Raw genomic sequence first — 23406 nt, 5'->3', positions numbered from 1 at the left:
CGCCGAGATCTCCCCGTCGAAGGACCGCGAACTCAGCGGCTCGACCGTCAAGGTAGTCACCGTCACCAAGGCGACCAAGGTAGAAGTCTTCGCCTTCGGCTACAACGACGACGCCGGCTCCGCCGGCAGCGGCGAAATCACCGCATCCGCCTCGGTGGTCGCCGTACAGGTCGGCTAACTACACCAACAGGCCGCGACCGCGAGATCCACACCGTACTCCGTGGCGCTGCACTCAGCCACCCCAAGATCAGGATCGCCGCGGCGATCCCGCGGATTGAGCTCGCTCCACCCCACCACCGACGGCGGCGGGATCACAGCATCGCCGTCGGTGGTCGCAGCACAGGTCGGCTGAGCGCAGACCGTGGCGTGCCTGCTTCTGGGGCACATCAACTCGCTCCGGGTCGCCGGAGCTGACGATGCTCGCGTGCGACGGCACGTGAACGCGAGGCCCTGACCGTTTCGGGCGGTCAGGGCCTCGGTGTGCTCGGGGAGGAAGTGCTACTTCCCCTTCTTCCGGTCGATTGCTCGCTGGATCCGGTGCTCGGGCTGCCCGAGAATCTTCGCCAGCAGCGGCACGCGGTACTTGTACGCCGCGATCGCGCCCACCACGATCACCAGAAATATGAACCAGCCCATCGGCATTCCCTTCGTCCGGACCTACCCCCATCATGCCCGCTCCCCGGTAACCAGCCCTCCGTAAAACCCCTGACCAACCCCTGGTTCTCCGGCGCGGACCGCACAACGCGCGACAGCCGCTGGTGTCAGGGAACAAGCAATTGCTTGTTCCCTGACACCGAGCCGTGTGCTCGAAGACCCTCGACAAGCGAGCCACCGCAACGACCAGATACGATCACCCGCACACGGGGCGGTAGCTCAGCTGGTTAGAGCAGGGGACTCATAATCCCTGGGCCGCGGGTTCGAGTCCCGCCCGCCCTACCCCGCGAAACCGCAGGTCAGAGACACAGTTGCACCTCTGACCTGCTGCGAATCGCAACTGCTGTGACATGTCGCGTGACATAAACCCGTGCTAACGGCGTAGACATGGCTGCATCGGGGAAGCCGCGGAAGCGCCAGCGTGGCAACCAGGTGGATGAAGGACGGAACCCAAGGACCCGCGCCAACCTCGTCCAGCTCATCGAGAAGTACTTCGAGGTTGTCGACGTCGACGTCCAGACGCTGCCGGGATACCCGCTAGGTCACCAGGTTCCGCGAGCGATGTGGCGAGGTTACTGCGGGTGGCTATGTAGAGGGTGCCCGCCGGCGCGAAGGTCCCGCCACGAGCATCGCGTCGCCGCGGCGGTCCTGGCGCCGAGAGCGCTCCGCGGGCGGCTGATCGGTGCCCGGGGAGGTTCGATTCAGACCGGATACAACCGGATGCAAGCCGGCGGCAGGTGGCGCGCTGGTTTCTGGTGTGGTTGAGCGGGCACCGCACAGGTTCGTGCGGGGAAGGGCGGCGGAGTGCGCGATGTGGATGGGCGGGCGGACCTGCGGGATCGGGTCGTGCTGATCACCGGGGGCTCCTCGGGGATCGGTTACGCGACCGCGCGCCGGCTGCTCAACCGCGGCGCACGTGTCATCATCTGCGCCCGGGAGACCCCGCGCCTGAGCGCCGCCTGGCTGTCGCGGACCTCAACTCCCGATCCGCGTCCGGCGGGCCCGGAGGGTGCGGTCGCGGTCGTGGTTGCTGACCTCGGAACGGCGCGGGACCGCGAGCGGCTCATCTCGGAGGTCATCGCCCGGTACGGCCGCCTCGACGCACTCGTGAACAACGCAGCAGTCGGCCGCATCGGCAGACTGGACGAACTGGACGGCGACGGCGTCACCGAGGTCATCACCACCAACTTGCTCGCAACAGCCGACCTGACCCGGCTGGCGCTGCCACATCTGCGTACGACGCGGGGCGACCTCGTGATGATCGGATCAGCCCTCGCGCTCTCCCCGTCGCCACCCTTGTCGTTGTACTCGGCAACCAAAGCCGGCCTGCTCGGTCTGGTCGCGGCGCTGCGCCGTGAAGAGCGCGACGTGCGCGTGCATGAGGTCCTTCCGGGAGTGGTTGCCACCGCGTGGCTCCCGTACGCGATGGGCTGGCGGCCATCCGCCGTACGTCCCAACGCCGGCGCCACCTTCGGCGCCGACCCGGACCGCGTCGCGGGTGCGATCGAACGTTGTCTCGTCGCACGCTTCTCGCGCACCGTCGTCGTCCCGCGCTGGTCCTACGTCGCCCGGTTCACCGGCCTCCCGCCGATCGCACAACTGACGAACCTCGTCCTGCCGCACTTCGCAACCCGTCTCATCCGCCGAACACGCAAGTACGGCAAGAAACTCGCCAGCTTGACTCAGGCCGACCGGACGCGCTAATTCATGATCCGGGATTGGCACTCGCGAATGCCGAGTGCCAGAACGGCGGCGGACGAACGGAGGGGAACTGGCGTATGCAGGACAGAGCAGCGCGACGGTGGATGGCGATGCTCCTGGTGTATCCGTTGATCGCGACCGCGACAGGTCTGGATCTCGTGTGGGTCGTATTCGCGCGCGGTCCGCTGCCTGCGGTGGCCTATACGGTCGGCGTGGTCGTCATAGCGGCGGCACTCGCGGTGAGTATGCATCTGGTGGGCGGGCTGCCGCGGCTCGCGTGCTTCGCGACGCTGTTCGTTGCGGTGGCTCTGGCGAACACGACCTTGGTGATGGGCGCCGATGAGCTGATCCGCGCGGGCTGGTCGTTTTCGGCCGTCACCGTCGCCGGGCTGGGTACGACGACCGTCGCGCTGCTGCTCACGGTCCTCATCGGCACGAGCGCGGAGGCGATCGCCCGTCGGCGCGCTCGGTCGCGGGTACTTAACGCCGTTCCCGAGGTCGCTCCGGTTCTCCCGTTGCCGACCCTCGTCGACCTCGTCGCGCCGACCCTTGTCTCCCAAACCGCCCACTCCCAAATCGCCGTCACTCAGGGATCCGTCACCCAGGGCTCGCTCGAGCCGGCCGTCGCGAGCTCCGAGCGATCCGCGGCCGTCGCCTGACAGATTTGCGGCCAGGTTTACGGTCCGGGTACTGCTTCGTCGCAGGACACGGTCGCGCCGGGGAGCGTTGGACGGCGCTGGACAAGGCCTGCGACGATTCGCGCATGACCTACCCCGATGCGGTCGACGCAACGCGAGTCGGCTCCTACCCTGCACACGCGTTCGCCGGTGGCGGGTACGTCTGGGACGAGGTGCTGGAGTACCGCGTGTGGTGCAGTCCCAGCCTCGACGCGAAGGACGTCGCCGACTACTTCTACGCGTTCGCGACCTTCGCCGAGGCCGAGGCTGCGGTCAACGAGCTACCCGACGCAGAAAGACCGGTTGCGCTCGTTCTCCAACGGGAATACATCGACGAGTCCGAGGACGGTGGCTACCGGCACGTGAAACAGGAGCGTGTGACCGAATGGCCGGTCGAGTTCCTGACCAGGCCCAGACGCGACGAACGCACGATTCCCGACTTCCTGGCCCCCGACTCCCCCGCGAACCGCCTCGAAATCCTGCGAGGGCAAGCTCTTCGGCCGTGACCCGCGCGCACGGACATCGGCAGATCCGTACGCTGCTCGAGGCGCGGCTGGGTGGTTAGGAGCAGGCTTTGGTGATGGCGGATGGGTTCCAGTAGTACGGGCGGAACTCGGAGATTCGGCCGTTGGTGATGGTGTTGACCTGGGCGATGCGGGTGTCGACTGTGCGGCCGGTGGTGCGGGCGCGGAAGCGGACGTGGAGCAGCATGACGACCGTGTCGCCATCGACGACGGAGCGCGCGTCGATCACGTCCATTGACTGCCAAAGTTCGGAGAAGCGGTCGAAGAAGGACTGGATGCCTTGGTGACCACGCCAGGTCCCGGTGCCGGTGAACGGGAGGCCGGGCGCTTGGTAGAGCACGACCTCGGGGTCCAGGAGGGCTGCTACCTCGGTGAAGTCGGTGCCGCCGGCTGCGGCGACGTACTTCGCCTCGGCCGCGTAGAACCGGTTCATCACGGCCATCACATCATCGTCGGACACCTGTGAGCGGGTCGATTCCGGGGTTGTCCTCATATGTGTCGTCCTCTGTTGTCGGTCGGCACGCTGTCACGTGCCGCGGAGATTGAACGGGAGAGGGCGACCGCGATGTGAGTTGTGGCTGAGGAAGTGCACAGGTTTCTTGGGAGGGGGTTGGGGAATTGGTGGGTGTTGGACATCTGGGGTTCATGTGGGGGCTGTAGCGGGCGCATAGGCATGGGGGGCGCGCACGGATGGTGCGGGCTGGTTGATGTCTGGAGAGCCCATGTGGAGATACCGCCGGTCGGTTGTGGTCGGAGTTGTGGCGGCTTCGGTTGTTGCGTTGTGTGGGGGGTCGCTGAGCGGGGCTAGTGCTCAGGCGGCGCAGGGCGGTCCTGGGGGGAGTACGTCGTACGGCAGGCACGTGTTGCTGATCTCGGTGGACGGGATGCATCAGAGCGACCTCGACTGGTACGTCGCAACTCATCCGACGTCGGCGCTTGCGAAGCTGGTGCGCGGTGGGCGGGAGTACACGCGGGCCTCGACGTCGAATCCGTCGGACTCCGACCCGGGTGGTACGGCGCTGATGACCGGGGGCAATCCGAAGTCGACCGGTGTCTACTACGACGTCGAGTACAGCCACAAGGTCGATGAGCCCGGTGCGGCCTGCACGCCCGGCCGGCCGGCGACCGGCGGGGACGTTGTTTACGACTCGCCCGATGACGCGCTTCCCGGCGTACCGGATCTGAGTACCGGCGCGGCGCACGCGTTTCCGTCGTTCGACGAGAACGGCTCGATCTACGGGCCGAACGGTGTCGACCGCAACCCGGCGCTGATCATGAACCTGAAGAATGACGCCTCGTCGTTCGACCGGTCGACCTTCCCGATCGACCCTGCGACTTGTCAGAACATCATGCCCTGGGACTACCTGGGCGATAACTCGATCTTCCAGGTGATCCACGCCGCCGGTCTGCGGACCGCGTGGTCGGACAAGCACGCGGTCTACCTGTCGTTCAACGGTCCGGGTTCGCAGGGTCAGAGCATCGACGACTTCTTCGGCCCGGAGATCGACTCGCAGGCCGTGATGCCGGACGGTACGCCGTACCCGCAGGACGACGACTGGGCGCATATCGATGCCGCCACCAAGCAGTACGACGGCTACAAGGTTCAGGCGATGCTCAACGAGATCGACGGTGTCGACCACTCGGGCAAGGACCACGTCGGTACGCCGGCGATCTTCGGCATGAACTTCCAGACCGTGTCGGTCGCGCAGAAGATTCGCTCGACCTCGGCCGACCTGATCCCGGACGGTCACGGCGGCTACACCACCAGCGCGCCGCAGGCGGGTGGATACCAGCGGGTCAACGGCAAGCTGGTGCCGGGACCAGTGCTCGCGAGTGCCTTCGCCTCCGTCGACGCGCAACTCGGTCGCATGGTCGCCGAACTCGCGAAGCGGCACCTGACCGACTCGACGACAATCATCGTCACCGCGAAGCACGGTCAGTCGCCGCAGGATCCGAGCAAGCTCGTCACGGTGCAGGACGGTCCGATCGTCGACGCGATCAACTCCGAATGGGCCAAGACGCACCCGAGCAAGACCTTGATCGTCGCGGGTACGAACGACGACCTGTGGCAGTCGTACCTCTCGGACAACTCGCAGGCGGCGGCGAACTTCGTCAAGAGCTACCTGTGGAACCACACCGCGCAGGGCGTCAATGTCGACAAGAAGCCTGTCACCGTCCAGCACTCCGGTCTGACGGACATCTGGGCCGGCGCTCAGGTCGCACGGTTCTTCGGCGTACCTGTCGGCAACGGCCGGTATCCCGACGTCTTCGGCAAGGTGCAGGAAGGCATCGTGTACGCGAAGCCGACCAAACTCGCCGAGCACGGTGGTATGAACAGCGGCGACCAGCATGTCCTGATGATCGTCAGCGGTACGGGCACCCGCGCCGGGATCGTCCGCACACCCGTCGAGACGACGCAGGTCGCACCAACAATTCTTTCGCTCCTCGGGCTCGATCCCGACCGCCTGCGCGCCGTACGGGTCGAAGGCACGCGGGTACTTCCGGGCGCAATACCGGCCACGCGCCGATGATCGGGAGGCTGGGCCTCGGCGGGAAGCCGGGGCCCAGCCTGGTTTGTCGCCGGATCAGCTGGTTGGAAGGTGGTTGCCAGGTGCAACCGCCTTGGTATGACCAGTGGCGGGTCGAGGTGCGTTGAAGACCTGCGTGTCGTAGGCCATGTGGCCGACCATGTTGGCGAAGGTCTTCGACATCCAGGTCAGCACCACGGGATCGTTGTTGCTGAGGTTGTCGCACCAGCGGAACGGGTTGTCGACGCAGCCGCCGTCGGTACCCGGTACGTTGCCCTCGAAGTTGCCCTCGGTACCGCCGAACAGGGCGACGTCCGACGCGAGCTTGCAGCAGTCCTGCCCGGTCAGTACGCCGCTCGCCGGTACGCCGGCGAGCTGGAACTCGAAGGCGTCCGTGCCATCGGCCGAGAACAGGATGTGGTTCTTCCCGATCGAGTTCAGGTAGTCGATGCCGAAGTCACGCCCGATCGCCGACGGCGCGAAGATGCTCGGCGGCATCGCCGTACCCGGTCCGCGGCCGAACAGCGTGACGCCGTCCTTCGGGTCGAGAACACCGGCGACGTAGTTCGGCGTGGCGGTGACGTCGGCGTCCAGGTCGAACTTGATCTTGGCAAGTTCCGCGGCGGGAAGCGTGCTGACGTAGTACTTGGAGCCGAGCAGGCCGAGTTCCTCGCCGCCGAACCAGATGAAGCGCAGCTTGTTCCGGGTGTTGGTGTTCTTCAGCTGCTGGGCGATGTCGAGGATCGTCGCCGAACCCGACGCGTTGTCGAGCATCCCGGCGCCGAAGATCGCGTCCAGGTGCGCGTCGATCACGAGGATGTTGTTCGGGTCGCCGCCCTTGGAGTCGGCGATCACGTTCCAGTCGGAACGGTTCGGGTCCGTGATGGCCTTGACGTCGACCGTCATCACCGGGCCGGTTCCCGGGACGTACTGACCGAAGAGACTGGCGCCGACGTCGTACGTCGTGAAGATGACGGGGATGTGCTCGTTGCCGGACAGGCCGCCGGTGAAGACGCCGGTCCGGCCCGGGTTGCCCTCGTTGAAGATGACGGCCGCGGTGGCGCCGGCTGCCTCGGCGTTCGCGACCTTCGTCGCGAAGGTGCAGGTGCCGCGTTGGATCAGGGCGATGTTGCCCGGTACGAACCCGGCGAAGTCAGCGGCCGTACAACCGCTCGCGGAGCTCGGCGTGGGCGTCGCGGGCACGATGGTGCCGCCGGCGGGCTGGAGCTTGGCGGTCGTCGTACCAACGACCTGGCCGGGGTTGAAGTCGACGCCGATCGCGAACGAGTGCGGGGTCGGCGATTCCTCGCGGAGCACCGGGGTGCCGACGAAGCTGAAGTACGGGAACTTGTATTCCTGCAACGTGACGTTGTAGCCCGCCGCGCGCATGACCGAGGCCACGTAGTCGGCCGACGCCTTGTAGCCCGGCTCACCCGAGTTGCGGGACGGATGGCCGTCGGCGCCCGGGTTCGCGTCCGCGATCTGCTGGAACTTGACCATGTGGGCCCAGAGATCGGTCTGGGTGACGCAGTCGACCAGCTTCCGCGGGGTGTCGTTGACCCGGTTGGCGCACGCCGTCGGGTTGCCGGCGGTCGCGGCCGTACCGGTCGCGTTCGAGGCGACGGGCGTCACGGCTCCGGCGACGGCCAGCGCGGCGGCGGCCGCCATTGTCAGGCCCCAGCCGCGACGTCGTCCTAGTCTTGGGCTCATCCTCGCTACTCCCTCCCTGACCGCAAGCCCGCCGGCACCGTCGTCGACAAGCCCTGTCTACTGCGGTTACTGCCGTTAGTACGCCCCGAACACCACCGATTGAAAGACCTGACACGACACATGACAGGACTGTCATCTCCCATGCCGACCGAACTCGGGCAGCTGCTGCGGGAGTCGTACGGGCTTGAGGCCGTCGAGCTGCGTCGCATCGACGCCGGCACCAATACCCTCAACTATCGGATTGTCGACAACGACGGACGGCGGTGGTTCGCGAAGGTTTATCGCGGGAACCTCGCGCACGAGCGGGCAGCCATCGAGCTGACGGCGTATGCCGGGCGTGGGGCGGTGCCGGTTGCTCGGGTGCGGCCGACGTTGGGTGGGGCGGTGATCGACGAGCGGGTGCCGATGTCGTTGTGGGAGTTCGTGGACGGGGAGACGGCCGAGGGTGGCATCACCGGGGAGCGCTGGCCCGCGGTTGGTGCCGTGCTCGGACGGTTGCATCGGCGGCTTGCGGAACATCCGGCCGCAAAACCAACGCTCAGACCGGCTACCGAGGCGCGAGACCTCGAGCGGTCCAAGATGCAGTTCGACCAGCTGATCACGGGCTTGCAAGCGCGCGACGAGCTGAGCCCGTTCGAAGAGTGGGCGTGCGAGGCTGCGAAGGAACGGCGAGCGTTGCTTGGGCGGGTCGGCAGGATCCTCGCGGGGCTGCCTGCCTTGATCGTGCAGGTCCTGCACGGAGACCTTGCCTCGCCGAACCTGATGCTGAAGGGCGATGCCGTCGCCGCGGTGATCGACTTCCAGCCGCCCCGACCGCGCTTCGTCGCCTGGGAGATCGCGCGGATCGGCGCCGACCCGCGCACGGTGATGCTCGGCGACCAGTGGATCGACGGCTTCGGCGTACTGCTCGACGCCTACCGCGAGGAGCATCCCGCGGCTCGTGTGGACGACCTCATGTCCGCCATCGCCGTCGGTTGCGCACACACCATCGGCTCGACGTTCCCGCTGTCCGAGCCACCTCCCGTTTCCCCATCGCTCGAGCTCTACGCCCGCGCCCGCCATGCCGCCTCCCTTCAGATCCTCGACCGATTGCCCGAACTGCAGGAGCGGCTCAGACCGGGATCGAGACGTTGAACAGTCGCTCGGCGTTGTGCAGCGACTCGGTGACGATCGCCTGGCCGTTCGCCACAACGTCCTTCTGGTACGTCGCAAGGTCCTCCTCCGACGTCAGCGCCCGCGTCAACCGCGCCGCGTCCCATAACGCCGTGTTCGCGCCGGCCCCCGCGGCCGGGGTCATCGGGTGAACGGCGTCCCCCAGCATCGTGACGCGTGACGACGACCAGGTCGGCACCGTGATGCACGTCCGCAACGTGATCGGGAACGCCGCCTCCGGCTCTCCCGCGTCGAGCAGGGCGCGGACCGACGGATGCCAGTCGCCGACCAGCCGCTGCACGAGAGCCCACAGGTCACCGGGAGACATCGCGAACAGCTCCTCGTCCGACGCGCCGAGCACCGCGTTCGTCCCGGTCAGCACGGCCATCAGGTAGTCGCCGTACTCCGCCGGCGGTTCCCGGAACATCACGGGCCCGAACGCAGTACCGAGTCCGGCCCCGTCGCCTACGAAACAGAACCCGCGCAGAAACGCCTCCGGCGCGAGCGACCGAACGGCCGACGTCAACGGCACCTTCCCGTAGATGCAGCGCACGCCGATGTCACGCACGTCCTGCGACGGCACCAGCTGTGACCGCACCCGCGACCCCACCCCGTCCGCACCGACGAGCACATCGGCCGTCGCGGAACTCCCGTCCGCAAAGGCGATCTCGACACCCTCGTCGGTCTCGGCGTACGACGAGAACTGCCGGCCGAACTGCAGCACGTCGTCCAGCCCGGTCATCAGCGCGCGACGAAACGCATACCGATCCACGGACGTCACGGCGTCCGGCCCGGCGACCGGGAACACCTGCTCGAACTGCGTGTTCAACTGCGCGTCGAACCCCGCCACCAGGTCCCCTGGATGTGTTGCGGTCGCGATCACCCGCCGCCGCACCGCATCCGGCAATGTCTCCGCGAGCGCCTGCTCCCCCACGTTGCTGATGTGGATCCGATACCCCTGCTTGCGGTGCTGCGGGGAGGGATCGCGCTCGTACACCGCGACGTCCACACCGGCCTTCGCCAGCCCCTGCGCGAGCGCCAGCCCGCCGATCCCCGCACCCACGATCGCGACCTTCATCTCCGGCTCCAATCATCCGTTCAGCAAACTTTGTCATCCGTCTGGTTGATTAAGTTAGCACGCCGGATGGCAGTCCGCTAGGATGATTTTCGTGCGCAGATCACCAGGCCCCGAGGAGCGGCAGCGCGACCCCGAGCGCAGCAAGCAGCAGCTGCTGGACGCGGCGGTGATCGAGTTCGGCCTGCACGGGTTCGGCGGCGCCAGGGTCAGCGAGATCGCGGCCCGGGCCGGCGTCAACAAACAGCTGATCTCGTACTACTTCGGCGGCAAGGAGGGTCTGTACAAGGCGGTCGCGGACCGCTGGCGGGCAGGCGAGCCGGACATTGCCGAGGGCGCGGAGACGCTCGGCGAGGTGGTCGGCGCCTACGCCCGGACGTCGATCGCGCAGCCCGATCTGCTCCGGTTGCTGGTCCGCCAGGCCGTCGACCGGGTCAGCGCTCCGCTCGACGCGGAAGGGCAGCGCACCCGGTTCCAGGCCATGATCGACGAGTTCCGCGAGCGGCAGTCCGACGGCGAGCTCGCCCCCGACCTCGACGTTGCCTACACCGGTCTTGCGCTGTTCGGCCTGGCATCGGCGCCGGTCGTCTTCCCGCAGATAGCCCGTGCGCTCGGCCTGGACCCGGAGGCGGAGGACTTCAGCGAGAAGTACGCCGCCGAGGTCGCGCGGCTGGTGTCACACCTAAAGGGCCCCTGAGATCGCCTTGTTGCGGAGCTCGGCCTTGTAGGCCTCGAGCGCGATCAGTTCGCCGAACATCCGGTTGTACTCGTCGGCGCGGTCGATCGGGTTGGTGCGCTGCAGCTTCGACTTCAGGTCGGCGATCCGGCGGGCGCAGGTCAGCTCCTGCAGCCGGGCGAGCAGCGCGAGCGCGTACGGCTCGTCGGGTTCGCGGCCGAGGCGGAGCGGGTCGACCGCGAGCGCGCCGACGACCGCGGCGGCCGGGTCGTTGCCGATCGCGTCGCGGACGGCGACCACCCAGGCCTCGCCGGGCGGCGCCGCGGCGGGGCCGCCCGCCTTCGACATGCCGGCCCGGATCGCGGCCAGCCAGGGGTGGGTGAAGTCGTGGTCGTCGAGCTCGTCGAACGCCGTGCCGACCAGGGCCGGGTACTGCATGGCGAGCTTCAGGACGTCCCACTCGATCACGAACCGCTGGTCCCGCGGCGAGGGAATGTCGTTGCGCGGTGCGGGCGCGACGGCCCCAGGAGCTGCGACCTGGGCCGCCACACCGGACGCCGCACCCGAGGCGGTTGCTGTGCGGTCCGCCGAGCCGGACGCGGGGCCGCCACGCGCCGCGGCGCGGTAGACCTCGGTGCGGACCTGGTCGACCTCCATGCCCAGGTGGCCGGCCAGCTCGCGCGTGAAGGCGTCCACCTTCGACCGGTCGCGGATGCTGATCACCAGCCGCGCCGCGTCCCGCAGCGCGTCGATCCGGGTGTCCGCGCGGTCCAGGTCGTACTTCGACAGCACGTTCCGCAGCACGAACCGGTACAGCGGGACGCGCCGCCCGATCAGCTCGCGGACCGCCGCGTCACCCTTCTGCAGCCGGAGGTCACACGGATCCAGCCCTTCCGGCTCGACCGCGACGTACGTCTGCGCGGCGAAGGCCTGGTCCCCCGCGAACGCCTTGAGGGCCGCCCGCTGACCGGCCTCGTCACCGTCGAAGGTGAAGATCACCTCGCCGCGGAACTGGTCGTGGTCGAGCAGCAGCTGCCGCAACACGCGGGCGTGGTCGTCGCCGAACGACGTACCGCAGGTGGCGACCGCGGTCTGTACGCCGGCCAGGTGACAGGCCATCACGTCGGTATAGCCCTCGACCACCACGGCTTGCCGGCCCTTGGCAATCTCGCGCCGCGCCAGGTCCACGCCGTACAGGACCTTGGACTTCTTGTAGATCGAGGTCTCGGGAGTGTTCAGGTACTTCGCTTCGATCCGGTCGTCGTCGAACAACCGGCGCGCGCCGAACCCGATCACGTCCGACGACGCGTCCCGGATGGGCCACATCAGCCGGCCGCGAAACCGGTCGTACAGCCCGCGCTGGCCGTCGGCGGCCAGGCCGGACGCGACCAGCTCGGCGTTCGTGAAGCCACGGCCGCGGAGGTGGCTGACCAGCGCCTCTCCACCGCGCGGCGAGAACCCGACGCCGAACTGTACGGCGGCATCCTTGTCGAAGCCGCGCTGGTCCAGGAACTGCCGCCCGAGCGACGCCTCGGGCGCGGTGAACAGGTTGTCGACGTAGAACTCGGCGGCCACCTTGTGGGCCTCGACCAGCCGGGGCCGCTGGTTCCCCGGGCCGCGCTGCACCGGCGCGCCGGAGTCCTCGTACCGGAGCTGGATGCCGACCTTCGCGGCCAGCGTCTCGACCGCCTCGGAGAACGTGATCTGGTCGACCTTCTGGATGAAGTCGATCACGTCGCCGCCCTCTTGGCAGCCGAAACAGTAGAAGAACCCGCGGGCCGGGGTGACGTTGAACGAGGGCGACTTCTCGTCGTGGAACGGGCAGAGACCCTTCAGGTTGCCTCCGCCGGCGTTCTTCAAGGTCACGTACGAACCCACGACGTCGTCGATCCGGGCCCGCTCGCGCACCAGCGCGATGTCCTCTTCCTTGATCCGGCCTGCCACCCCGCGAGTCTAGCCCGGCCGATCACGTAGGTTGACCGGTATGCCACGTACCCTTCGCCAAGGTCAGCGGTCCGAGCTGTACGTCGTCGACGTCGCGAGCAACGAGCACCGCCTGGTGTTCAGCTCCGGCGAGGTGCTGTTCGAGGCGCCGAACTGGCTGCCCGACGGCACGTTGGTTGTCAATGGCAACGGGCTGCTGTACCGGGTGGCCGATGGGCTGGAGGAGATCGAGCTCGGCGGGGTGCCGCCGATCAACAACGACCACGTGGTCAGCCCGGACGGGCGGACCGTCTACGTGTCGGCCGAGGACGGGCACATCTACGCGGTGCCGATCGAGGGCGGTCCCGGGCGCCGGGTGACGAACGACCGCGGCGAGGGCTTCCGCCACTACCTGCACGGCGTCTCTCCGGACGGTACGACGCTCGCCTACATCGGGCTGGAGTGGGTCGGCGACCAGCGGATCACCAACGTGTGGACGATCCCGGCCGCGGGTGGTGCCGACGTCCAGGTGACCGACGACGAGTACGCCGACGACGGGTCGGAGTACGGGCCGGACGGCGAGTGGATCTACTTCAACTCCGAGCGCGCCGGCCACGCGCAGCTGTTCCGGATCAAGGGTGGGACGGTCGAGCAGCTGACCGACGACGAGCGCGTCAACTGGTTCCCGCACCCGTCGCCGGACGGGACCGCGATCGCCTACGTGAGCTTCCCGCCCGGCACCGAGGGCCACCCGGCCGACATCGAGGACGTCCGGCTCCGGCTGCTCACCAGGGACGGTGAGATCCGCGAACTGACGAGCCTGTTCGGCGGCCAGGGCACGATGAACGTCCCCAGCTGGTCGCCGGACGGCTCGTCGTTCGCGTACGTCACCTACCCGCTCTAGACCTCGGACAGCTCGACGGAGGTGTCGGCCAGGCGGGACGGGTCGACCTGCTTGCCGGAGCGGATCAGCTCGCGGATGCCGTCGGTCGCGCCCCAGGTGTTGACGTGCATGCCGGCCAGCACGTGGCGGTCGTCGTCGAGCCAGAACGCCACGTAGGCGCCGGACTTCGGGTCGCCGCGCAGCACGACCTGGTACGACGTCCCGCGCGGGACCTCGCCGACGTACTCCATGCCGAGGTCGTACTGGTCGGTGAAGAAGAACGGGATCGCGTCGTGCGACACGTCCTGGCCGAGCATCGACTTCGCGGCCGCGGCGCCGGTGTCCTTCGCGTTCTGCCAGTGCTCGACGCGGACCGACCGGCCGAACAGCGGGTGGTCCCAGCGCACCACGTCGCCGGCCGCGTACACGTCCGCGACCTTCGTCTGCAGGTCCGGGCCGGTGACGATGCCGGAACCGTTGTCGGGCGTCGCGACCTCGATACCGGCCGCCTCGGCGAGCTCGGTGTTCGGGCGGACGCCGACCCCGACGATCACCAGATCCGCCGGAATCACCTCGCCGCCGGTGACCTTCACACCGGTGACCTTGTCGGTCCCCTCGAACCCTTCCACCCCGGTCCCGAACCGGAACTGCACTCCGTGCTGCCGGTGGAACTCGGCGAAGAGCTCACCGACCTCCTTGCCGAGCACGGCGGCCAGCGCGGTCTCCTGCGGTTCGACGACCGTCACCTCGCAGCCACGCTCGCGGGCCGCGGACGCGGCCTCCAGGCCGATCCACCCGGCGCCGACGACGACCACCCGCGGCTTCGCGGCGTAGGCGTCGGTCAACGCCTGCGACTCCTCGGCGGTGCGCAGGTAGTGCACGCCCGGCAGGTCGGCACCCGGTACGTCGAGCTCGCGGACCCGGCTGCCTGTGGCGATCAGGAGCTTGCCGTACGAGACGTGGGAGCCGTCGTCGAGGGTGACCGTGTGCGCGGCGGGGTCGATCGCGGTCACCGTCGTACCGAGGCGGAGGTCGATCGTGTTGTCGTCGTACCACTGCTGGTCGTGCAGCTGCGCGGAACCGGTCTCGGCCTTGCCGAGAAGGACGTCCTTCGACAACGGGGGCCGCTCGTACGGCAGTGACGACTCGGTGCCGATCAGGACGATGCCACCCGTCCAGCCGTTCTTCCGAAGGGTCTCGGCCGCGGTCGCACCCGCAAGGCTCGCTCCGACGATCACGATCTGTTCATCAGCCATGCACGCACTCTAGTCCTGGCCGAACTCTTGTCGGTGACTGCCCGGATGACTACGTTGGTGCAGGACATCAGACGTCCTATGTCCTCCTGGAGAGTCATGCGCGTACTCACACCGGGCCGTCTCGCGACCGCCGCCCTGCTCGTGTTCGTCAGTCTCACCGCCCCGCCTGCCCATGCCGGAGGAGCCGCCCCGTTCGTCGAGGACAGCGTGCTGTTCCAGCAGAAGACCGAGGGGTACTCGTGCTTCCGGATCCCGGCGGTCGTGCATGCCACGAACGGCGACGTGCTCGCGTTCGCCGAGGGCCGCGTCGCGGACTGCGGTGACGACGGCGACATCGACATCGTGCTGCGCCGGTCGTCCGACGGCGGCAAGACCTGGGGACCGCTGCAGGTGGTCTCCGACGGCAACGGCAGTACCAACGGCAACCCTGTCCCGATTGTCGACCAGCGGACAGGCCGGATTGTCCTCGTGTCGACGCACAACGGCCCGGAGCCGTGCACGAACGGCTGCGACCGGGACCCGTACGTCCAGACCAGCGACGACAACGGGGCCACCTGGACCGCGCCACGCGAACTCACCGACGCGAAACTGCCGAGCTGGAACTTCTGGTACGCGACCGGCCCGATGCACGGCATCCAGCTCGAACACGGATCGCACGCCGGCCGGCTGATCGTCGGCGCGAACTTCGAGACGTACGACGGGGTCGGGCCGCACGTCTACGGGACCCACCTGCTGTACTCCGACGACTCGGGCGAGACGTGGCACATCGGCGCGACCACATCGCGGGACGACGGGAAGGTGATCGCCCAGGAGGTCACGGTCGTCGAGCTGCGGGACGGGCGGATCTATGCGCTCGCCCGGGAACGCGGGACCGATCCGGGCAACCGCGCGTACGCGATCAGCAGCGACGGCGGGCAGACGTTCGACAAGCCGTTCCGGACGATTCCGAAACTGGTGATGCCGGACGTCCAAGGGGCGCTGCTGCGGTTCGACGCGCACCGGATCCTGTTCTCGGCGCCGGCGCATCCGGCAGCGCGCGAGGTGATGACGGTACGGTCGTCGTACGACGAAGCACGGACGTTCGGGACCTGGGAACAGGGCAAAGTGTTCTGGTGGGGCCCCTCGGCGTACTCCGACCTGGTGCGGCTGGACGGCGATCAGGCCGGACTGTTGTACGAGGCGGGCGTCGCGACGCCGTACGAGTCGATCCGCTGGGCGCGGTTCAACGAGGCGTACCTGTCGACGCCGAACGGGACGCCGCCGGGCATTCCGGCTCCGCCCGCGCCGGGTCCGCTGACTCCCGATGTCGGACCGGGCCACAATCCGGCATACGTGCGCGGTGGCGCAACTGTTGCCGAGGGCAAGTTCGGGAACGGGCTGCCGCTGGACGGAGTGGACGACTACGTCGAGGTGCCGTTCGACCGCTCGATCGACCTCGGTGCGGATGACTTCACGCTGATGACGTGGATCAAGTACGGGTCGACGACCGGGTCACACGCGATTCTCTGGGCCTATCGGACCGGGTCGGGCAGTACGCCGCAGGTGTGGTTGCGGGCGGAGCCGGAGAGCAAGCGGATCCGCGCGTTGCTGGCGGTCGACCGGTTCAACGTGACGGTCCAGTCGGCGTCGGCGTACAACGACAACCAGTGGCATCACGTCGTCCTGGAACGCGCGGACGGCACACTCCGCCTCCTGGTCGACGGCACCGAGACCGGCTCGGCGACGGCTCCTCCGGGCTCTGTCACGGCCGGCAAGGAGTTCGGCGTCCAGGGAATCCACGTCGGCCAACGGGTCGACGGAGCCAACCGTTTCCAGGGCTCGCTCGACGAGGTTCGCGTCTACCGCCGGGCACTCTCCACGGACGAACTGGAGGAGATCCGCCTGCACAACACACCCAACAACAACCGGCTCGGCCTCGACCTACCGCTTGACCAAGTGCTCGTGCCAGGCCAGGGCTGAGGGGTCGGTCAGGCTCGCTACCTGGTCGATGACGACGCGGAGGCGGCTGTTGTCGTCGGTTGCCTCCGCGAAGTCCGACTGGAACGGGATGTCCAGGTGCCGCGGGGCCGTCGTCCAGAGGGTTTCCACCAACTCGGTGAGGAGCTCGCGCTGAGAGGCCCGGCGGGCCTGGCGTTCCGGCGACTTGAGGACGTGGTACATCCCGATGCCCTTCAGCAACCCGATCTCGGTGCGGATCCCGGGCGGCACCACCAGGTCCGCCTCGTACCGGATCAGGCGCGAGTTGCCGAACACCGCGTGTGTCGCCTGCTCCGCGGCCGTGGCGAACCGTCCGATCAGTTCGCTGGTCAGATCCTTCAGTCCGGCGAGAGCCCGCCGGCTGTCGTCGAACGGGGCGGCCGGCCAATACCGCAGCGCCCGGAGCCGCGCCCAGCCTTCGTCCAACTCGGCATCGCTTGCCTCTGGCAAGTACATCTGCCGGACCGTCTCCCAGTACGGCTCGCGCACCGTGTCGACCGCGGCCAGGTCGATGTGGTGGGCGACGATCCCGTCCTCGACGTCGTGGACGGAGTACGCGACGTCGTCGGCGAAGTCCATCACCTGCGCCTCGAGGCAGCGCCGCTCCCCCACGCCCGGACGCAACCATGTGAACACCGCGAGGTCGTCGTCGTACACGCCGAACTTCCGCTCACCAGGACGCCGTGCCCATGGGTACTTCGTCGCGGCGTCGAGCGTTGCGCGGCTGAGGTTCAGCCCGACGCTGCGGCCGGCGGCGTCGAACGTCTTGGACTCGAGGCGAGTCAGCAACCGCAGCGTCTGCGCGTTGCCCTCGAAGCCGCCGATGTCAGCGGCCACCTGATCCAGCGCCCGTTCGCCGTTGTGGCCGAACGGCGGATGCCCGAGATCATGCGCCAGGCAGGCCGCGTCGACGATGTCGGGATCGCAGCCGAGCGTCGCCGCGAGCTCACGCCCGATCTGCGCGACCTCGAGGCTGTGGGTCAACCGGTTCCGGACGAAGTCGTCGCTGCCGGCCATCACGACCTGCGTCTTCGCCGCCAACCGGCGCAGCGCCGCGCTGTGCAGCACCCGCGCGCGATCACGCGCGAACGCCGTCCGCCCCGGCCGCTTCACCGGCTCCGCGACCCACCGCTCCGCGTCGTGCTCGTCGTACCCGTCATGCTGCTTCCTCATCACCGCCCACAGTAGCGACGGCTACCGACATTCCGGGTGAACGCAGTACCGGATCCAGATGACGCCGTCCTTGAAGACCTCGGTGCCGGCGTGCTGCAGGTTGAGGCGACGGGTGTCGTACCAGGGTTCTCCGCCGGTCAGCACCGGGTGGATGAGCAGGGCGAGCTCGTCCACGAGCTCTTGGTCCAGACAGGTGCTGGTCAGAGTCGGCGACTCTACGCGCACGGTCCGTACGCCCCGGCGACCCAGGGCTGTGAGGGCTTCCAGCAGGTCGACGTCTTCGTACCCGGTGACCAGTTCGCGGGTCGTCGCGTCCGGTGGGCGCGGCGGAGTGCGGTCGGCGTACAGGGCCAGTACGTCGGACCAGTAGCCGAGCTCGCGGAGTGCGTCCCACGTCTGGATGCGGGCGCGGTCGTCGACGACAGCGAGCAGCGGGCCGTCGGCGCGGGTGCCGCGGCGGGGCGCGGCGCGGACTTCGTTCTCCTGGGCAACGATCGTGGCCGCGTCGACCAGCGTCACATCCTCCTGCCACAGGGTCGCCAGCGCATAGAACCGCGCGAGATCGACGTCGAACCCCGACGTCGCCCCGTCCAGCGAGATGGCCAACTGAGCCACCACATGAGGCCGCATAGCCCCAACCTAGGGACGCCCACCGACAGAAATCTGCGGGCTCACCAGGGCGTCGGCGTACCCGGAACGACAGCCGACTCCAGTCGCGTGCGGATGGCCTGGCGCGCCTGGTCGTACCCCGCCAGGTCACCTTGCAGGAGTGAGGCAAAGTTCGCGGCTTCGTAGTATGCGTTCAGATCGAAGGCCAGTTGTTTGGCGTCGCCGGTGAGCTCGCCGCGGTCGATGGCCGCTTGTACGACGTCCTCGAGGAGCTTCATCCACTCCCAATGCACCTCGAGCAGCGCGTCGTGGACGGCGCCTTCGCGGCCGGCGTACTCGTGGGAGACCTTCTGGAAGAAGCAGCCGCCGGGGAACACGCGCTGCCGTGAGTACTCCAGCCAGCAGGCGCTCAGCGCCCAGACGCGTCCCAACCCAGGCTCGACCTCGAACGCCGGTGTGACGACCGTGTCCGCGTAGATCCGCCGGGCGGCGCGGATGGTGGCGAGCTGCAGCTCCTCCTTGGAGCCGAAGTGTGCGAACAGGCCGCTCTTGCTGATCCCGAGGTCGGCCGCGAGCCGGCCGATCGACAAGCCCTCGAGCCCGTCGACCGAGGCGATGTCGACCGACCGGCGCAGCACCGCACGCCGGGTCTGGTCACCGCGCACCAACCGTCCGTCGACCTTCTCCACGGCTCCAGATCCTAATGGTGTTGACGTCGCTCACCTGACAAACTAATAATACGACCGTTCGTATAGTTTGCTGAAGGGGTAGCCATGCAGAAGCTCGTCAGTACCGGACTGCAGACAATCGGAGCCGTGTCGCCGCGGCTCGGTGGGCGGCTCGCATTCAACCTGTGGCGCCGGCCGCTCGCCCGCGGGCGGGTCCGCGCCGACGAGCAGATGGTTCACGCCGCGGCGAAGGTCGAGATCATCCACGATGCCGTCGGCCCCGGCTCAGCGGCCGGCGGCCGCGCGCGGACACCGGCCGGGGTGGGGGTGCGGACGTATTCGTGGGGCGATGGGCGGCGGCCGGTGTTGCTGGTGCACGGGTGGCGGTCGCGGGCTTCGCGGTACGCGGGGTTCATCACGCGGCTGCTCGAGCTCGGGTACAGCCCGGTCTCGTACGACGCTCCCGCGCACGGCGACTCCGACGGCGAGGTCACGTCGATCCTCGGGCACCAGCGGATCATCCAGGCGCTGGAGGAGCGGCACGGTCCGTTCGAGGGCGTGATCGCGCACTCGCTCGGCGTACCGTTCGCGCTCTATGCGGTCCGCGAGGGCGTCGCGGCCAAACGGATGGTGATGATCAGCGGGGTCGCGGACTTCGGGTACCTCGCCGACACGTTCTGCGCCGAACTCGGCCTCGGCCCGAAGCTCAACCGCGCGCTCCGGCGGTCGATCGAGCGCGGGTACTTCGACGGCGACCCCGACGTGTGGACCCGGTTCTCGGTCAGCACCGGCAAGACCGAACTCCTGGTGATCCACAACGACGAGGACGACGTCGTCGACCCCGCGCAGGCACAGGTGCTACTGCGCAAGTACGGCGAGCACGCGCACTTCCTGCCGACGACCGGCCTCGGCCACCGCAAGATCCTCTCGGACCCCGCGGTGATCGCCGAGGCAGTGGCTTTCCTCCAGGACGCAGACTCAGATGTCCCGGAAGGTTTCGATCTGAGCGCCTAGCGAGTTCAGCCGGGTGGCCAGGTCCTCGTACCCGCGGTTGATCACGTAGATGCTGCGCAACACCGACGTACCCTTCGCGGCCAGCATCGCGATCAGCGCGACCACGGCCGGGCGGAGCGCCGGCGGGCACATCATCTCGGCGCCGGAGAAGTGCGTCGGGCCCTCGACCATCACCCGGTGCGGGTCGAGCAGCTTGACCCGGCCGCCGAGCTTGTTCAGGTCGGCCAGGTAGATCGCGCGGTTCTCGTAGACCCAGTCGTGGATCAGCGTCTGCCCGGTCGCGGTCGCCGCGATCACCGCGAAGAACGGCAGGTTGTCGATGTTCAGGCCCGGGAACGGCATCGGGTGGATCTTGTCGATCGGCGCGTGCAGCTTCGACGGCCGGGTGGTCAGGTCGACCAGCCGGGTCCGGCCGTTCTCGGCCAGGTACTCGGTGCTGCGGTCGTAGTCCAGACCCATCTCCTCGAGCAGTGCGAGCTCGATCTCGAGGAACTCCACCGGCGCCCGGCGGATGGTGATCTCGGACTTGGTCACGATCGCCGCGGTGAGCAGGCTCATCGCCTCGATCGGGTCCTCGGACGGCGCGTAGTCGACGTCCACGTCGATGTCGGCCTTGCCGTGCACGGTCAGCGTGGTGGTCCCGATGCCGTCGATCTTCACGCCGAGCAGGTCGAGGTAGAAGCACAGGTCCTGGACCATGTAGTTCGGGCTGGCGTTGCGGATCACGGTGACGCCGTCGAAACGGGCCGCGGCCATGATCGCGTTCTCGGTCACGGTGTCGCCGCGCTCGGTCAGCACGATCGGCTTGCCCGGCGTGATCGCCCGGTTGACCAGCGCGTGGTACTGACCGCCGGTCGCCTTCACCTCGAGGCCGAACGGCCGCAGCGCGGTCATGTGCGGTTCGACGGTACGGGTACCGAGGTCACAGCCACCGGCGTACGGCAGCTCGAACGCGTCCTCGCGGTGCAGCAGCGGGCCGAGGAACATGATGATGGAGCGGGTACGGCGGGCCGCGTCGGCGTCCATCGAGGTCAGGTCGAGCCGCGCCGGCGGAACGATCTCCAGGTCACCGGCATCGTTCAGCCAGGTGGTCTTCACGCCGATCGAGTTCAGCACCTCGAGCAGCCGGTTGACCTCTTCGATCCGGGCGACCTTGCGCAGCGTCGTACGGCCCTTGTTGAGCAACGACGCGCAGAGCAGCGCGACGCCGGCGTTCTTGCTGGACTTGACGTCGATCGCACCGGAAAGTTGCCGGCCGCCGACCACACGGAGGTGGACCGGGCCGCCACCGAGAGAGACAATTTCGGAGTCGAGCGCCTCGCCGATCCGGGCGAGCATCTCGAGGGTGAGGTTCTGATGACCCTTCTCGATCCTGTTCACCGCGCTCTGGCTGGTGTTCAGTACTTCCGCGAGCTGCGTCTGCGTCCAGCCGCGGTGCTTGCGGGCGTCCCGGATGAGGTTTCCGATCCGGCTCAGGTAGTCATCGGTCATGTCCCGGACCATATCTCACATGTGAGATATCACTGCACCGACCCGCCGGTACGAGCGTAGCGAACGTCACGCGCGAACTCCGAAGGACCCACCCGACCTGCTGAAACGCCCGCAGCCTAGAGTTACTCCACACTCCCGCCGCCACCCGGAGAGGACCCAGCAGATGCCCGACGACACCTCCGCCGCGGTGGTCAACGAGTTCGAGGCGGAGTCCTGGCCGCTGGACGCGGCCGCGGACAGCCTGCACCAGGTCATCGACGGGTTCTACAACGGCGACACCCGGCCGCTGGTGATCGGCGACGGCGACCAGCCGGTGCTGGTGGTGCTCGCGATCGCCGACCTCGCCGACTTCCGGGCCCGGATCGCGGAGCTGCTCGGCAACCCGGTCGACGCCGGCTGGCTGCGGTACTACCTGCGCTCGAACTTCGACATGAGCTCCGAGCGGCTGGTCGAGCTGCTCGGCGTGGACACCGACCACGGGCTGTCGTCGCTGGCCAGCCAGGTCAACGTCGAGCAGGCCGCGACGCTGATGCAGGACCACGTACGCCGTACCGAGGCCGGCGGGAACCCGCTGATGCTGATCGGCGACGGCACGATGGCGACTGCCGCGCTGGTCTCGTTCCAGGCGTTCCAGGTGCTGCTCGCGATGGAGGGCGACGGGAAGAACGACGACGACTCCTGCGCGCACGACGACGAGGAGAAGCCGACCACGCCGCTCGAGGTGCTCGCGGAGCGGATCGGGCCGGTGTCGACCCAACTCGTCGCGCAGATCAACGCCGGCCGCGAACCCGGCCTGCCGCGGTACGAACTGCACTTCGAGGACGACCTGGTCGAACACCTCCGCGACCTGGAGGCCCGCGCGCAGAAGGCACCCGGCGGCGGCGCGTACGACGAGCTGAACGATCTGCTCCACCAGTTCGACCAGATGCGCAGCGGGCTCATCCAGGCCGAGGAGGAGGAGCAGCTCGACGAGGCGCCGTACCTCGAGGCGACCGATCTGAAGGCGGCGCTGCCGGAGATCCGCGACGCCTTCCGCGACGGCACCGACGACCCGTACCTGGTCGGCCTGGACGGGCGGCCGCTCGCGGGACTGATCTCCTTCGATCTCTACGAGGAGCTGCAGAAGGTCTCGGTCGAGCTGGACGGGACCGACGAGGCGCCGGTGCTCCCACTGCCCGCGCCGCGTTGGGAGAACGGTCCGCGGCTGGTCTCGTTCGAGCTCGCGCTGGAAATGTGCGAGGCGGTCTGCGAGGACATCACCAACGGCGAGGGATCGATGCTGTTCATCGCCGACGAGGACAACGAACCCGAACTGGTCCTCGCTCCGCTGGTCTGGCTGTGGGCCTACGTCGACTACCTGAACCTGGAAGGCGCCGACGCCTGACCGTCAGCTGAACGGGAAGAGTGTCTGCCATTCGGCGAGAGTGGCGATCTCGTAGACGTCGGCCGGGGTGTACGGGTCCTTGGCGAGGATGTCGCGGAGCTCGGCTTCGTCGGCCACGTCGTAGACCAGCAGTGCGCCGGTGCCGTCGGTGAAGGGGCCGGCGGCGACGAGCTTGCCGGCTTCGCGGAGGCTCGCGAGGTACTCGCGGTGCGCCGGGCGGACCTCCAGGCGGCGGTCGGTCTCGGACACGTCGAAGCGCAGCTGGACGACAAATTGGGCCATGGCCAGAAGCCTACATCGGCCTTGGAAACAAGAGATTTGGTGCGGGTAA

At 68.2% G+C, this 23406-nt stretch carries 21 protein-coding genes and 1 tRNA gene; 11 read left to right on the top strand and 11 right to left on the bottom strand.

Translation table 11 applies throughout. From position 1 onward, the window contains the following. Positions 1–498 precede the first annotated feature (498 nt). Positions 499–636, bottom strand: coding sequence for a hypothetical protein (locus FB475_RS36970; protein ID WP_185759456.1), 138 nt, complete (start codon positions 634–636; stop codon positions 499–501). Between the two features lie 226 nt (positions 637–862). On the opposite strand from FB475_RS36970, the gene FB475_RS27715 reads away from it, so the two are divergent. The 4 genes from FB475_RS27715 (at position 863) to FB475_RS27700 (ending at position 3538) form a co-directional block, all read left to right on the top strand. Beyond that, positions 863–936 (top strand) — tRNA-Ile (locus FB475_RS27715). A gap of 522 nt (positions 937–1458) precedes the next feature. Beyond that, complete coding sequence (locus FB475_RS27710; protein ID WP_141859572.1) at positions 1459–2358, top strand: SDR family NAD(P)-dependent oxidoreductase; 900 nt, start codon at positions 1459–1461, stop codon at positions 2356–2358. A gap of 101 nt (positions 2359–2459) precedes the next feature. Continuing rightward, complete coding sequence (locus FB475_RS27705; protein WP_141859570.1) at positions 2460–3014, top strand: hypothetical protein; 555 nt, start codon at positions 2460–2462, stop codon at positions 3012–3014. Positions 3015–3118: 104 nt separating this feature from the next. Continuing rightward, a complete protein-coding gene (locus tag FB475_RS27700) occupies positions 3119–3538 on the top strand; it encodes a GCN5 family acetyltransferase (protein ID WP_141859568.1) in 420 nt (139 codons plus the stop codon). A 55-nt stretch (positions 3539–3593) separates the two neighbouring features. Here FB475_RS27700 and FB475_RS27695 read toward each other — a convergent pair whose 3' ends face one another. Continuing rightward, entirely contained in the window at positions 3594–3998 is a 405-nt protein-coding gene (locus FB475_RS27695; RefSeq protein ID WP_141859566.1) for a nuclear transport factor 2 family protein, read from the bottom strand. A 418-nt stretch (positions 3999–4416) separates the two neighbouring features. Here FB475_RS27695 and FB475_RS27690 point away from each other — a divergent pair, with 418 nt between their 5' ends. Then, positions 4417–6087: an alkaline phosphatase family protein gene (locus FB475_RS27690; protein WP_202878524.1), complete on the top strand. Its 1671-nt coding sequence runs from the start codon at positions 4417–4419 to the stop codon at positions 6085–6087. A 54-nt stretch (positions 6088–6141) separates the two neighbouring features. Here the strand turns inward: FB475_RS27690 and FB475_RS27685 are convergent, their stop codons facing one another. Further along, positions 6142–7794: a M28 family peptidase gene (locus FB475_RS27685; RefSeq protein ID WP_141859562.1), complete on the bottom strand. Its 1653-nt coding sequence runs from the start codon at positions 7792–7794 to the stop codon at positions 6142–6144. A gap of 141 nt (positions 7795–7935) precedes the next feature. On the opposite strand from FB475_RS27685, the gene FB475_RS27680 reads away from it, so the two are divergent. Next, positions 7936–8928, top strand: a complete 993-nt coding sequence (locus FB475_RS27680; RefSeq protein ID WP_141859560.1) for a phosphotransferase enzyme family protein — start codon at positions 7936–7938, stop codon at positions 8926–8928. Here FB475_RS27680 and FB475_RS27675 read toward each other — a convergent pair. Beyond that, entirely contained in the window at positions 8906–10024 is a 1119-nt protein-coding gene (locus FB475_RS27675; RefSeq protein WP_141859558.1) for an FAD-dependent oxidoreductase, read from the bottom strand. The genes FB475_RS27680 and FB475_RS27675 overlap by 23 nt on opposite strands. 91 nt (positions 10025–10115) lie before the next feature. Here FB475_RS27675 and FB475_RS27670 point away from each other — a divergent pair, with 91 nt between their 5' ends. Next, positions 10116–10718, top strand: coding sequence for a TetR/AcrR family transcriptional regulator (locus FB475_RS27670; protein ID WP_185759455.1), 603 nt, complete (start codon positions 10116–10118; stop codon positions 10716–10718). Here the strand turns inward: FB475_RS27670 and dnaG are convergent. Next, a complete protein-coding gene (dnaG, locus tag FB475_RS27665; protein ID WP_141859554.1) occupies positions 10704–12641 on the bottom strand; it encodes a DNA primase in 1938 nt (645 codons plus the stop codon). The genes FB475_RS27670 and dnaG overlap by 15 nt on opposite strands. Positions 12642–12681: 40 nt before the next feature. Here dnaG and FB475_RS27660 point away from each other — a divergent pair, with 40 nt between their 5' ends. Then, entirely contained in the window at positions 12682–13524 is an 843-nt protein-coding gene (locus FB475_RS27660; protein ID WP_141859552.1) for a TolB family protein, read from the top strand. On the opposite strand, the gene FB475_RS27655 is transcribed toward FB475_RS27660, so the two are convergent. After that, entirely contained in the window at positions 13521–14759 is a 1239-nt protein-coding gene (locus FB475_RS27655; RefSeq protein ID WP_141859550.1) for an NAD(P)/FAD-dependent oxidoreductase, read from the bottom strand. The genes FB475_RS27660 and FB475_RS27655 overlap by 4 nt on opposite strands. A gap of 96 nt (positions 14760–14855) precedes the next feature. Here FB475_RS27655 and FB475_RS27650 point away from each other — a divergent pair, with 96 nt between their 5' ends. Further along, entirely contained in the window at positions 14856–16718 is a 1863-nt protein-coding gene (locus FB475_RS27650) for a sialidase family protein (protein ID WP_238332449.1), read from the top strand. Here FB475_RS27650 and FB475_RS27645 read toward each other — a convergent pair. From FB475_RS27645 to FB475_RS27635, 3 genes are read right to left on the bottom strand one after another with little or no spacing between them, the layout of a single operon-like run. Further along, on the bottom strand, positions 16680–17909 hold the full coding sequence (locus tag FB475_RS27645; RefSeq protein WP_141859546.1) for a deoxyguanosinetriphosphate triphosphohydrolase: 1230 nt from the start codon (positions 17907–17909) through the stop codon (positions 16680–16682). The genes FB475_RS27650 and FB475_RS27645 overlap by 39 nt on opposite strands. A 21-nt stretch (positions 17910–17930) precedes the next feature. Continuing rightward, positions 17931–18539 carry a dihydrofolate reductase family protein gene (locus FB475_RS27640; RefSeq protein WP_141859544.1) on the bottom strand — a complete coding sequence of 203 codons (609 nt, stop codon included), beginning with the start codon at positions 18537–18539 and terminating at the stop codon, positions 17931–17933. Positions 18540–18580: 41 nt separating this feature from the next. Beyond that, complete coding sequence (locus FB475_RS27635; protein ID WP_141859542.1) at positions 18581–19207, bottom strand: TetR/AcrR family transcriptional regulator; 627 nt, start codon at positions 19205–19207, stop codon at positions 18581–18583. An 84-nt stretch (positions 19208–19291) separates the two neighbouring features. Between FB475_RS27635 and FB475_RS27630 the strand changes: the two genes are divergently transcribed. Further along, a complete protein-coding gene (locus tag FB475_RS27630; protein WP_141859540.1) occupies positions 19292–20200 on the top strand; it encodes an alpha/beta hydrolase in 909 nt (302 codons plus the stop codon). On the opposite strand, the gene FB475_RS27625 is transcribed toward FB475_RS27630, so the two are convergent. Next, positions 20165–21691 carry a helix-turn-helix domain-containing protein gene (locus tag FB475_RS27625; RefSeq protein ID WP_141859538.1) on the bottom strand — a complete coding sequence of 509 codons (1527 nt, stop codon included), beginning with the start codon at positions 21689–21691 and terminating at the stop codon, positions 20165–20167. The genes FB475_RS27630 and FB475_RS27625 overlap by 36 nt on opposite strands. Positions 21692–21854: 163 nt before the next feature. On the opposite strand from FB475_RS27625, the gene FB475_RS27620 reads away from it, so the two are divergent. After that, positions 21855–23075 carry a type II toxin-antitoxin system Phd/YefM family antitoxin gene (locus FB475_RS27620; protein WP_141859536.1) on the top strand — a complete coding sequence of 407 codons (1221 nt, stop codon included), beginning with the start codon at positions 21855–21857 and terminating at the stop codon, positions 23073–23075. A 3-nt stretch (positions 23076–23078) separates the two neighbouring features. Here FB475_RS27620 and FB475_RS27615 read toward each other — a convergent pair whose 3' ends face one another. Next, entirely contained in the window at positions 23079–23357 is a 279-nt protein-coding gene (locus tag FB475_RS27615; RefSeq protein ID WP_141859534.1) for a YciI family protein, read from the bottom strand. Positions 23358–23406: the final 49 nt, after the last annotated feature.

The sequence above is a fragment of the Kribbella jejuensis genome (genome assembly GCF_006715085.1).
Taxonomy (GTDB): domain Bacteria; phylum Actinomycetota; class Actinomycetes; order Propionibacteriales; family Kribbellaceae; genus Kribbella; species Kribbella jejuensis.
The sequence above is the reverse complement of the archived record's forward strand: the minus strand, read 5'-3'. Positions and strand labels throughout refer to the sequence as shown.